This window comes from Mesorhizobium sp. M0047 (assembly GCF_040323315.1).
Taxonomy (GTDB): domain Bacteria; phylum Pseudomonadota; class Alphaproteobacteria; order Rhizobiales; family Rhizobiaceae; genus Mesorhizobium.
Map to the genome: position 1 here is coordinate 1 of NZ_JAMYUW010000043.1, position 11263 is coordinate 11263.

Below are 11263 nucleotides of genomic sequence, written 5' to 3' on the forward strand. Positions count from 1 at the left end.
ATCCGCGCATCCGCAAATCCCCATTCTTCCGGGGAGCAGTGAATCACGCCACTAACGCCTGCGCTAGCACTTCTTCAACAGCCTGCTAAGGGGCTTTGGTCCCTACCGCCAGTTGTTGCGGAGACGTACCGAGCGTGCCAAGCGGCTTGTTGCAGCAGGCAAGACTCCGTTGTCCTAAGTGGCACACGCCTGCGGCTTTGGCAGCCAGAGCCACTTTTCGCCCGCTTCCGAGAGGTAACCGGGCTGATCTGTGGGCGGCTCCCTGCCGCGGCCTGGCGTTTATTGCCGACAGCCAATATCTGAATTGCTATTCTTTGCAGCTTCGAGGAGCGAAGCAGTTCTGTTGATCCAGCCCCCTCCTGAAGCCGCGCCATGCAAGCTATACGTCTTCGCTGCGACACCTGTCACGGTCACGTTCTGTCATGTCGACAATGAAAGCGTTGCTGCAAGCAGCTCGGTCCACCATTGACGAGAGTTGCGACGACACTACGGCTCGACAGAGGCTATGCCTCGACAGCTGGGTCCTGCGGGTCGACTTCGATCGCAAATCCCGCATCGATCGCACTTTGTGCAATGAGATCGCTAAGTTCCCAGTCCGTGAGTTCGCAAAGCGGAAGCATTCTCCTCACGGTGAGACTGACCTCCGATACCGAAATGCTCGGGCTATCAATGTTGTCGATCAGGTAACAGACAATCGCCTGGCGAACGTCTGAGAAGCTGGGCGTCTGCATCAGCGCAGACATATGGTCTAAATCCGGTCCCAATCTGGAAGCAGCCTGCTGCGCACCGGCCGCTTGCCACTGTGGCGCTGCTCTGGTCGAAGAATCCCAGCGTTGTGACGAACATCTCTGGTAACGCCGCGCCTCGAGCCATGAGACGAGCTGGTGCGGTCACGTATGGCAGCGCACGCCGCCGCTCCTCATCGCCGCGGGGTGCTTGTCGGCGAAAAGCAATTTTGAAGATTGCATTCTGGCTTTCACGCAGTTGTAACATCGCCTGGATGTGGATGCATCTTCGGCAGCGGCACTTCAGCATCAAATAACCCAAGCAGCCCGGTCAGTCGGTGGCACCTGTGTACAGCATAGCGCTGCGTGGTCATTTCTCCTCAACGTCCTGGGTCATCCGCTGAAAAATCTGATCGTCACATCATCCAATAGTGGGTCCCTGGACAGGTACTCACCGTATCAAATTTGATGTACATTCCTTTGGGGTAGCTGCGAGGTTGCTCTTGGGCGGGGGTAGTACATGGCATACATTTCACAGCCGTCGTTTCTCGGAATCGAAAGTATTCCATCCTACGTCGGACTTAACAACGATGACATGGCGCTTATCAGGGCGTTGAAGTTCACGCCGAAGTGCTATCCAGCGGAGACGGTTGTCGTCGGTCAGGGCGAGGCCTGCGATCGCGTCTTCATAGTCGACTCGGGCTGGGGCTGCATTTCTCATGAACTCGCGGGCGGGCAGCGACAAATTCTGGATTTCGCCCTGAGAGGCGATATCATTCTGCCTCAGTCAATCCCGGGCAACGCTCTTGAAACTTTTATGGCTCAAACCGAGCTCTCGGTTTTGGTGACTTCCACCGAGACATTTTTCACAGCTGCGATGAAGTCGCCCCATCTTTTCTTCCTTATTCTCGAAACGCTGGTACACCACGCAGCGGTTATCGCTCAACATCTCACCAATGTAGGCCGACGCAGCGCCTTGGCACGGACGGCGCATCTGTTCCTCGAGCTAAGGGCGCGCCTCGAACGAATAGGCTCCGTCACCCGTAACACCTATGAATGCCCTCTCACCCAGCACGATCTCGCGGACGCTCTCGGCCTCACGCCAATTCACGTCAACCGAATGCTGCGGGAACTGCGCGAGCGTAAGGTCCTCGAATTCCGCAAAGGCCATGTTCGCGTGCTCGACCAACCAGGCCTGACGAAGCTCGCTGGATTCCAGAGCGAATACATCGATCGTAGAGGGCATGTCGGTTTACGGCGCCTAATGTTTTAGCGATGCAGAAGCCGACGCCAGGTTACGACATCGACGTCGCTTCCGACCGGGCGCTCGGGCCTCAGAGCCAGCAATGTCGGCTTTCTCTGTCGTAGTCGTGCAGCGATCGATGATGCGTTTCGAACGCCGGATCGGCGCCTGTCGCCAAAAGCAGGCGGATCACGTCGACGCTGCGAACGGCCACCGAATAGCGAAGCGGCATCCAGCCGCCCCACATGCTGGGATTGTCGCAACCTCGATCAGCTCGGATGATTTATGCTGGCTCAATATCCGCGAAACAGGAGTTTCCTGGTTAAATCGACCACACGGTCCCGCTCGGACGTGGGCCAGCCTTGAGGATGGCGCGTCTCGATTGCGAACGCGCCCTCGGAAGTGGCAGTTAACTTGGTATGGCCGTCGCGAAATCTCAGTGCCTTTCTTGTATAGCCAAGGTCCTCCAACGTGGAAGCAACGGCGTCGCCACAATATCCCGAAGTTGCAAAGAGAATGACGCGTGGGGTGAGGGACGCGATCTCCTCCTTCAATGCCGTGAAATGAGGTTCCGAAATTCCCCGCCAGCGATGCGCAGGCGGTGGCCTGGAACCGCCAATCTCGTCCATTTTGCAAATGTTCGTCCACGCGACCTTGCGACGACTGGGATCAATCAAATCCAGCATCTGCCAAAAAGCAGATTTGTTTCTCCTCTCAACCATCCACTTGGTGGACGCGAAAACACTTGCCGCCTGATCATGGTTGCAGGCAACCAACTTACCAAGCGGCCCTGCGCTCTTGCCAACATAAAGCAGTGCAAGCTTACCGCAGGGATCGTATTCGGGGCCGATGCCCGGCGCGAAAACTCCAGATGAAGCCCATCCGGCGTCAACTGAAATGCGATTGCAATCGATGAGCTTTTTCCAAGTTCCTGCGGATATTGGAAGTGCTCGATCCATATTCTCCCCCCAAATTCCGCGATCAAAGCCGCAGCTGAAGGTGGCGTCAAGTCTATCCCCTGTTCATCCGCATATGTGAGTGAGCACGGCGCTATCCGGGCGTGGCTTGGCGGTCCGACAAAATCGCTCGAGCTCTTGTCAGTGACCTCGAATGGCACAAACAGTTTCTCTGGCGTGCTGGGCGATGCGCGTGGTCAGGGCCTGGCGTCACCGAAAGAGGGCACATTAGTGCGGCGCCGATTGCTCCAACTGGCGCGACCGATCTACGCGACCAGGCGCTCGAGCCGTCTGAGATCCGCCCGCACCGACGCTCTCATCATTGCCGCCATGAATGGAACCAGAAGTTTGCGTTGCCATAGTTGCGGATGACGACTTCGGATCCCTCGCCGACCGGCAGGATAGAATAGTCCACTCCGCCGGCAAATGGTCCGGAGACATACTTCATCCGTACCAAGCGTCCTGGTTCGAACTCGGTGACCTCGGTCACCCATGCAAATGATCGGCCAATGAAGGCACCGTGCCGCCGGACCCGCGTGCCAATGCCATAGGGTGGCAGCGCAATCACCTCAACACGCTGTACCCCACCGATCCACTCCGGATCACGGCTGGGATCGAACATGACCGTCGCGATGCTGTCCGCGGCGGCTGCCATCGTAGACCTGACAGTGATATCGACCATCTTCTTGCCTTGGCGCCAGTCTGCCAGCAATGTCATGGGACTGCCATACATCTGGGCTCCATGCACCGGCAAACATCGTGCCCGTCGCTTCCAATGCAACATACCGATCGAATGGACAATGTGGTTGCTATCGAAGGCGCGGCAATCGCGGTGGCTGAGGCCCAGGCGGTCCCATTAGCCACGCGCCCGCGCCTCGCTCCGTGCGCTCAGTCTTGGCAAGCGAATCTTATCTCCTCAGCGGAGGGCCGGTTCGGTTCGTCGGGCAATCCTGGCATGAGATTTGGGCGCCAAGGAATCTGCTATTGTCAGAAGGGCCAAAAACCAGCCGAAAGAACCAGCACTTGACTGCACCACTGCGTCAAGTTTTTGGCACCCGCCGACATCCTTCATAAGCAACCCTGCGGTGCTGCGCTCGGGCCAGCCGCCATGGAGGCCCCCGATCTACGATCGTGTCATCAGGGTCGAGAGCTGGTCGGTGTCGTAGCGGTCTCACAGATCGGCAAGCGCCTTTGGGTGAAATAATGCTCGTGGCCGGGTGGAGAAACGGTCATCAGCACGCGAGTCGGTTTCTCGCTGACATTCGCAGTGTGTGCGGCACTCCGGGCGGGATGAACAGAAACGTTCCGGGCGTTGCGTGAATCGTCTCGTCGCCGAAATGCCACTCACACTCACCCTCGATAAGATAGAAGGTCTCCTCCCGTACCCGGTGGACATGTCGGCCGGTGGCGAACTCCGGCGGCATTGTCCAGTCGAACATGCTCGCGTGTTTTCGCGGTTAGCAAGAAAGTCATAGGATGGCCACGCAGCATGACGCCCTTTTTCTCATCGGGCCTGCGGACGACGGCGTTAGCGCGTCACAGGCCAGCTAGGCTAACCCGGTAGTAGGCGAGCTTGATGATAGAAAGCCCGTCGCAGCAAATGAGCGAAAGCGACGGGCTGACTTGGAAGCGGCTACACCCAAAGGATCGACCGCTACCCTGACAACTGATAGCCAATGAAATGGTTCCGCAATTTTCTTCGTCTCCTTCCCGTTCTGTGCGACAGTGGCCGAGCCGCGTCCGAGGCGGCTGCAATGTCATTCTCGGTTGACAGTGGTGTCTACTGGCCCGCTGATCTGGATATGCTCCAGCGGGTATTTGACCGGTTATGCGTTGAACGTCGCTTAGCTAAGAAAGACCGCGAACAGCGAGAATCCTTAGCCACGGAAATCTTCCAGGTTTTTGAAGACGGGACGAGGGACGAAGAGGACCTTTTGCGGACGCTTTCCAAGCGGCGCAGGCGCTTTTAATAAGCGCCGGGAAAACGACAGGCTTCCCGGTTCTTATGCCTCAATATTGACTTCGCCAAATGGGATCGCCACAGCGCTTTGACTCCTTTTTCCTTGGCTTGCTGGTGGCATGCGAAACATCCAGACAGGCGATCTGCGAAAGCATCTATTGTGATCAGGTAAGAATTCAACCTGACCCACGAGCGCTAATCTGCGTCGCTTGCATAAAAGCTGAATGCGCCGCGCCCGCCCATGTTTGCTGCGGTAAAGGGCGAGGTCGGCTTTCCGTGATAATTCGTCCAAAGACAGACCATCGTCGGGTGCAACGGAAATCCCGATGCCGGTGCCGATCGACACCATACGTCCGCAGACCTCGAACGGCTCCTCCATTGCCGCCACCAGCGACCTGCCAGGACCGTAGCATCTGACGCGCGATGGATATCGGTCTGCACAATGGCGAACTCGTCGCCGCCGAGATGGGCGACCGTGTCGTGCTCGCGAACCGACGCGCGCAATCGGTCAGCGACCTGTCTTAGAAGTGCATCTCCCACCTAGTGCCCAAACTATCGTTGACCAGTTGGAAACGATCGAGATCCAGGCAACGGACGGTTATCGTGCCGCGCCGTTGCTCGGTAGCGTCCAGATAGGTCGTTACGCGACCTGACATGGTCCTATGCGCGACCTGGGCCGTATTCCCCCTTTCGGCATTGAATCGGAACAAATCCTCCATGTTGGGAAAGCCATCAGTAAAAAGCTCCGGCGGATATCCAGCATCGGTTTTTGCTGTTCATTGCAAAGGACCATCCGCAGATCATCGTCAAAGAGCGATATGCTTCCGGGAAAATTGTCGACGACTGCCTCGAGTAGTCGAATTCTTTCCCGCAACAGCTCATCGGACGGGTCGACAGCTTCCTCCCCTGCCGGTTCGCTGTCTTGGACAGCCTTTGAGGCTTGCAAAGCTGACATACGTTTCCCATAGACGGTTGAAGCGGCCATTAGCATTGCGGCATTTCTTTAGATCACGTTTAGCAAATCGGGATTGGGCCGCAGCTGCCCGCGCCCAAGTCCAGATCGTCGTCCAGATGCCGGTCCCATGTGGTCCATCACGCCGAATCCGGGCATGAGCTTTGAAGCGAGGCGTTCCTAGTTCTGTCCTCCGTGGCGGCACCAGCTAGGCGCACGCAGACACACCGATCTTGCCGGTTACGCGTCGCAGAACGCCGCCAAGGACCGTTCGATTTGCCGGTGAACGGCGAAAACGGGTGGCGTTTGCAGACCGGTGGCTTTTCATCGCATGTTCCGCCCGGCTCTTAGGGTCACGCGCCGACCCGCCGAAATCTGGACGATATTATTCGTATCTACGGCGTCATCCCTTATTGTTTTTGCTAAAGTATACTCGCTCCCGCAGGTTCGCTAAGCAAATATTGGCTAAAATTGCAGAACATCCAGGGACCATTCCCAGAACCAATGCAGTTACATCAGGACGAGTCCTGGCTGAAAATCAAATGCTGGGACAGCTCCGAGTTTGATTTGATTGGTGTCAAGCGACAGGCCGGCAAGTGGACCGAGGGGCTGTTCGCACGGGACGGAAAGTACATTGGCAAGGCTGTCATCGCCAGGAACCAACGCAATCAAGGACCGGCTATGGAACCGTGTGCAGAAGGACAAGGCGGGGCCGCCGGTTGGCGTTCCCACGGCGGAGGTCACTCCGGAGGTGGAATGGGTCGAGCCCGGCATCACCGCACGCGTGAAGATCCTGCGCGGCGAGCATAAGCTTCGCTCATGCGACGGTGCAGGATTTTGGGGAAGGAACTTAGCCCTGGATTTTAGGAAGGAACTTAGCCCTAGAAAACTGCGTCGATGAGCACGCGAGGAGTCAACTTTGTCGATGAATGGACAGCAGGATATCTTCCAAATGCCATCACCGATGACGCTGTGGCCATCAGCAATCTTGCAGACGAGGCGAGGAAGGCAGCCAACAAGGTAGTTCCCGCCGACGCGCCGTGAAAAGGGGAATGAAAAGCCGGCGCTCGTCTTGGGGAAGGCGTCGCCGGCAAGTGGCAGGCCGTTGGGCGGGGGTGGGCGGTAGCCTGCCATCCATCGTTGCCGGCAGTATGATCTTAAGTGATCAGACTAGCTAGCGATAATTTAGCGCAAATCCAACTGGTTTCAGATTTGCGCCCCGAGCGCGCCGCCCGGCCATGCGGCCCCACACCCTTTTGACAGAGGGTATGCCAACAACGCGCCGGGCCTGACCGACGAACTAGCCCGCCGGTCATGCGCGGGTCGTCACGCCTACAGCCGGGCAAACTTGTCTAGATACAGGCGTATCCGTTGGCCTTCAGCGAAGGATGACCCTTGCAGTTGGGTATCTCGCTATCCATCGCATTGCCTCCCCGCAACATGAGGACAATCGCGAAATTATATGGGTGCTGAATCGGCAATGCAGGGCTGGGTACAAATCGTACAAACTGTTGGGGGTGCCATCGTCAAGGCCGGTCTGATCTTCGCCTGGCCAGATCCGGAACATTTCTGATAGTTTCCTTGACGGCAGGGGCCCCAACGCTCCTGCAAGTCCCGTGATGCTGGGGCGGCCCGTCGCTGCCGTGAATGGGGTGGCGGGCGTTCTTGCACCACACATTCTTGCCGGCCATCGAGCGGCTCTCCTCCAGCGCTGCTACTTTCAACCGTGGCGATCGTCTTCGGTGCGGGCAGGGTTGCCTTGGCCGGGGGAGGGTGCCAGACGGGGCGCGCTTGCCGCGACTGACATGCTCGCAGACCCGCTCGAAGGCCTACACACGCGGGCCGAGGACGAATATCGCCAGCAGCACAATAAAAAGCACGGCGGCGATCACGACACCCCACTTGAGGACTTTTCTGGTGCCGCGCTGTTCATCGTCGCGAGGTAAATTCTCCGCCATCGCAGAATTCCTACCGGTGAACTTCGATTAATCGAAACGTGGAGCGTCTAGGCCGGTTCCCGTTGCCGCGTGCAAATGCTGTCGCCGTGCTCTTGGTGTTCCAAGCAAAACCAAGGCGATGGCTGTTTCGGTCTGGTAAAGCGCACGCTTCACGCACGCGTCAAACTCGCGGACGTGATTTTCGATCCGCGCTGACGCAGGCGGGACCGCTGTTCCTTCGGCAAGTCACCTCGGTTCATCGCTCATGGCGACAAGATTTCCACAGCACGACCCGATCGACGCCCGCTGCAAATGGCCCGGTGTATCTATGCACGTCATCGGCTGTGCCGGGCCTGGTGCGGGTACCCTGGTCGCCTCTCGCTACGGTTCGAACCAAGGACCAGGAATTCCGTTATCGGCAGGCACTACCGCGGCCATGAGTCCGGCGAGGCGGAGAAGTCGCCGGCATGCCGGCGACACTCGGTTCCCTTGGCGAGCCGACGATGTGCAACAATGCTAGTGGAGTTTTCGCGGCCGTGTAACGACGTGCTGTGCGACGGCCACGCCGTCGAGTCCGGACCACAGAGCACCGGCAGTTTTTTGGGAACATCAGCGCCGACTGGCCGTTTGGTGGGTATCCGATTTGGACAGAGAGGAGCTCAAGAAATGCCAACTCCGAGTGGCCATACCGACGCCATCCGCGCCTCGCGCGTGATTGGCACAACTGTTTACAACACGGCGGGTGAGGAAATTGGTACGATCGATGATGTGATGCTCGAAAAGACCGCGAATGGCATCATGTTCGCAGTGATTTCCTTTGGCGGTTTTCTGGGCATCGGTGAAAGATACCACGCGGTGCCATGGTCCCTCTTGGATTATGATCCGGACCGCGGCGGATACGTTGTCTCTTTCAGCACAGATCAGCTCAAGGCCGCGCCGGCCTACTCGATCGATGAACTCACCGTCGATGATGGAAGGCCGGCCCGCGAAGCTTCGTATCGATATTGGAGGGTCGAACCCTACTGGCACTGACCTTTATGCCAGCAATTCCCTCAGTCGACGGTTGGAAGACGCGCGAAGCAGCGTGGAACGACAGCTTCCAGTCGCTGAGTTGGACAGCGACGCTTTCAATATTCCGTGAGAGCGCCTGGTCACTTCCCGTGGATGCACAACCGGCAGCATGTTCGCGACAGCAATAGAAGGCGGCGGATCCATGGGTCGACAGCCTGCGTCCATGAGGCAAGCAAGATCGGCGCTCTTATGGGCGGAGGGCCTATCGGCGGCTGTCGGCCTCGGCTTGGCGGTCTGGGTCGTCCAGGCAACCTATAGCGAGAGCCTGCGCGAGGCTACGATCATGCAAGCGGTCGGCGGCGATGCCGAGCGTGGCATTCCGGCGATGATCCGCAATGGCTGCGGCGGATGCCACGAAATTCCTGGTGTCCCCGGTGCTCAAGGCACGGTCGGCCCCTCCTTGCGAGGCGTTGCGCGAAGAACATATGCGGCAGGCACCGTCTTGCGAACCTCTCCAGATGCAATGATGCGCTGGATCAGCAGGGCGCGGGACGTCGATGCGAAGACGGCCATGCCCAACACCAACCTATCAGAGCAGGAGGCGCGCGACATCACCGCCTATCTCTACGCACGAACCTGAAACGGCCTGGGTGCATCTTCCTCGCTCGCATTCCCGACGGATAGCCGCTTCACATTTGTCTTGGAACTGCTCCATGGCGCCTCGCGAGCAGGAACGCGAAAATGAGCAGAAATCCCACTCCACCAGCCACCAGAGCCTGGGCTGCCAGCAGCATGACCGTCTGTTCTGTTGTCGAGCCCGCCCGCATCTGGCGCACGTCGGCTGCCGTGACGCTTACTTCGGGATTTCCGAACCGCGCGGTCACATAATTGGCAAGGCTCGTCACCTGGCTGTCATCCAGCCAGTCGCCAAAGGCCGCCATCGATTTGCGGCCGGCCACGTCGCCCGCCCTGACGCCGGCTAGGATCGTCATGACGACGTTCTCGGGAGCAGCGGCGCCGAGCACACTGTTGCGGGTGAGCGACGGATACGAGCCGTCCGCCGATCCCTCTCCATTCACCCCATGGCATCCCGCGCAGAGCGACCGATAAAGATCGGCGCCTGCCGAGTTGCCGCTGCCCTGCGCCGTGGTCCTCGATGAGTCATTGGCCGTGGCAACAGGCGGATTGCTCCATGCGAAACGCGGCCGCTTCTCCTCGCCTGATTGGGCAGGCACATCCCTTAGATAGGTGACCATGGCTCGAATATCGTCATCCGAGAGGTGTTGCAGACTGTTCATGACTGTTTCGGCCATCGGACCGCCCGCATAGGCTTTCCCAGGCACGGCGCCAGTCTTGAGAAATCGAAACAGTTCCTCGTCGCTCCAGCTGCCAATGCCCGCGATCTTGTCATTGGTGATGTTGAAAGCCTGCCAGATGCCAGCGGTGCCGCCGGCAAGCTTGCGATCTTCATCCATGCCGAATGTGGTGTTCCTCGGTGTGTGACAGGCGCCGCAGTGGCCAAGGACCTCGACCAGGTAGCTGCCCCTGTTCCAAGCTTCGGTTCGGCTCCGATCCGGCGCGAAGCCGCCGACATGGACATTCGCAAGTTTCCACAGCCCGAGCGCCCAACGCTGGTTGAATGGAAAGGGAAGGATATTGCTCGGTCGGGGCTGGGCGATCGGCACTTGCGTGAGCAGATAGGCGCGGATCGCCAGCACGTCCTCGCGGGTCATTCTGGCAAAGCTGTCAAAGGGCATGGCCGGGTAAAGATCGGCCCCGTCGCGCCTGACGCCTTCCCGAACCGCCCGCACGAACTCGTCGGCGGAATAGCGCCCGATGCCAGTATCGAGGTCCGGTGTGATGTTGGTCGAATAGACATCGCCGAAGGGGGTTGGCACGCGGTAGCCTCCGGCGAACGGGCGGCTCGGGTTGGACGTGTGGCAGCCGACGCAATCGGCGGCACGGGCGAGATACTCGCCTTTCTGGATTTCATCCGCCCGCAGCTGTGTGCACGGAGCCAACAATGTCAAGGCGACCGTGATGATCTGAAAGACGAGGCCCAAGGGTGCAGGGATTGCGATAAGCCGAAGCGAAGCCTTCCGACAACAGATAGCCGACCGCAAGCTCTTGCGCATGGTCACAATTCGCACCCGGTGAAGATCAGTCCGGCCGCCATTTGCGCCAGCATGATGAGCATGAACAGCGTTCCGATGCCGACCGAAGTTCTGGCTAGAAACGCACGCGTGCGTGCCTTCAGGGGCGGGCTCGTGCCGTGCCTGCGGTCATGGGCGGCGCGCCACGACAACAGGACGCCCGCCGTCGCGACGGCGACACCGATCAGGGAGAACAAGGCGGTGGGGCGAAAGCCGGTGTGGCATTGCCAGTACGCAATCGCATAATCGAGCTGCAGCGATACCGCCCACGCGGTTGGTCCGGCCGCCAGGCCTGCCCAGGAAATACCGGTGCGGATCGCCTGCAT

General features: G+C 58.8%; 11 protein-coding genes and 1 pseudogene. 3 read left to right on the forward strand and 9 right to left on the reverse strand.

The genetic code is table 11. The features are described from left to right. Positions 1-503: 503 nt before the first annotated feature. A complete protein-coding gene (locus NKJ89_RS28960; RefSeq protein ID WP_352607559.1) occupies positions 504-743 on the reverse strand; it encodes a hypothetical protein in 240 nt (79 codons plus the stop codon). Positions 744-1245: 502 nt separating this feature from the next. Here NKJ89_RS28960 and NKJ89_RS28965 point away from each other — a divergent pair. After that, complete coding sequence (locus NKJ89_RS28965) at positions 1246-1998, forward strand: Crp/Fnr family transcriptional regulator (RefSeq protein ID WP_352607561.1); 753 nt, start codon at positions 1246-1248, stop codon at positions 1996-1998. A 61-nt stretch (positions 1999-2059) separates the two neighbouring features. Here the strand turns inward: NKJ89_RS28965 and NKJ89_RS28970 are convergent, their stop codons facing one another. The 6 genes and pseudogenes from NKJ89_RS28970 to NKJ89_RS28995 all read right to left on the reverse strand — a co-directional run bounded on the left by NKJ89_RS28970 (position 2060) and on the right by NKJ89_RS28995 (position 7794). Next, the gene (locus tag NKJ89_RS28970) at positions 2060-2200 is read right to left on the reverse strand and encodes a hypothetical protein (RefSeq protein ID WP_352607563.1); all 141 of its coding nucleotides are present in this window, start codon (positions 2198-2200) and stop codon (positions 2060-2062) included. A gap of 61 nt (positions 2201-2261) precedes the next feature. Then, positions 2262-2927 carry a hypothetical protein gene (locus tag NKJ89_RS28975; RefSeq protein ID WP_352607565.1) on the reverse strand — a complete coding sequence of 222 codons (666 nt, stop codon included), beginning with the start codon at positions 2925-2927 and terminating at the stop codon, positions 2262-2264. Between the two features lie 316 nt (positions 2928-3243). Then, positions 3244-3657 (reverse strand): SRPBCC family protein, encoded by a 414-nt coding sequence (locus NKJ89_RS28980; protein WP_352607567.1) that lies wholly within the window; start codon positions 3655-3657, stop codon positions 3244-3246. 499 nt (positions 3658-4156) lie between these two features. Further along, a complete protein-coding gene (locus tag NKJ89_RS35825) occupies positions 4157-4363 on the reverse strand; it encodes a cupin domain-containing protein (protein ID WP_502904173.1) in 207 nt (68 codons plus the stop codon). A gap of 564 nt (positions 4364-4927) precedes the next feature. After that, positions 4928-5424 (reverse strand): annotated as a pseudogene (locus NKJ89_RS28990) (diguanylate cyclase domain-containing protein). Between the two features lie 2241 nt (positions 5425-7665). Next, positions 7666-7794 carry a hypothetical protein gene (locus tag NKJ89_RS28995; RefSeq protein ID WP_352607569.1) on the reverse strand — a complete coding sequence of 43 codons (129 nt, stop codon included), beginning with the start codon at positions 7792-7794 and terminating at the stop codon, positions 7666-7668. Between the two features lie 645 nt (positions 7795-8439). On the opposite strand from NKJ89_RS28995, the gene NKJ89_RS29000 reads away from it, so the two are divergent. Next, entirely contained in the window at positions 8440-8805 is a 366-nt protein-coding gene (locus NKJ89_RS29000; protein ID WP_023758279.1) for a PRC-barrel domain-containing protein, read from the forward strand. 202 nt (positions 8806-9007) lie between these two features. Continuing rightward, a complete protein-coding gene (locus tag NKJ89_RS29005; protein ID WP_352607571.1) occupies positions 9008-9424 on the forward strand; it encodes a c-type cytochrome in 417 nt (138 codons plus the stop codon). 49 nt (positions 9425-9473) lie between these two features. Here NKJ89_RS29005 and NKJ89_RS29010 read toward each other — a convergent pair whose 3' ends face one another. Together NKJ89_RS29010 and NKJ89_RS29015 are read right to left on the reverse strand one after the other, a co-directional pair. After that, positions 9474-10682 carry a c-type cytochrome gene (locus tag NKJ89_RS29010; RefSeq protein ID WP_352607573.1) on the reverse strand — a complete coding sequence of 403 codons (1209 nt, stop codon included), beginning with the start codon at positions 10680-10682 and terminating at the stop codon, positions 9474-9476. Between the two features lie 239 nt (positions 10683-10921). Continuing rightward, positions 10922-11263, reverse strand: coding sequence for a hypothetical protein (locus tag NKJ89_RS29015; protein ID WP_023758286.1), 342 nt, complete (start codon positions 11261-11263; stop codon positions 10922-10924).

Excerpts from the sequence above, each read along its gene's own strand:
- NKJ89_RS28960 (WP_352607559.1), bottom strand. The coding sequence starts at position 743 with ATGTCTGCGCTGATGCAGACGCCCAGCTTCTCAGACGTTCGCCAGGCG.
- NKJ89_RS28965 (WP_352607561.1), top strand. The coding sequence starts at position 1,246 with ATGGCATACATTTCACAGCCGTCGTTTCTCGGAATCGAAAGTATTCCA.
- NKJ89_RS28970 (WP_352607563.1), bottom strand. The coding sequence starts at position 2,200 with ATGCCGCTTCGCTATTCGGTGGCCGTTCGCAGCGTCGACGTGATCCGC.
- NKJ89_RS28975 (WP_352607565.1), bottom strand. The coding sequence starts at position 2,927 with ATGGATCGAGCACTTCCAATATCCGCAGGAACTTGGAAAAAGCTCATC.
- NKJ89_RS28980 (WP_352607567.1), bottom strand. The coding sequence starts at position 3,657 with ATGTATGGCAGTCCCATGACATTGCTGGCAGACTGGCGCCAAGGCAAG.
- NKJ89_RS35825 (WP_502904173.1), bottom strand. The coding sequence starts at position 4,363 with ATGTTCGACTGGACAATGCCGCCGGAGTTCGCCACCGGCCGACATGTC.
- NKJ89_RS28995 (WP_352607569.1), bottom strand. The coding sequence starts at position 7,794 with ATGGCGGAGAATTTACCTCGCGACGATGAACAGCGCGGCACCAGAAAA.
- NKJ89_RS29000 (WP_023758279.1), top strand. The coding sequence starts at position 8,440 with ATGCCAACTCCGAGTGGCCATACCGACGCCATCCGCGCCTCGCGCGTG.
- NKJ89_RS29005 (WP_352607571.1), top strand. The coding sequence starts at position 9,008 with ATGAGGCAAGCAAGATCGGCGCTCTTATGGGCGGAGGGCCTATCGGCG.
- NKJ89_RS29015 (WP_023758286.1), bottom strand. The coding sequence starts at position 11,263 with ATGCAGGCGATCCGCACCGGTATTTCCTGGGCAGGCCTGGCGGCCGGA.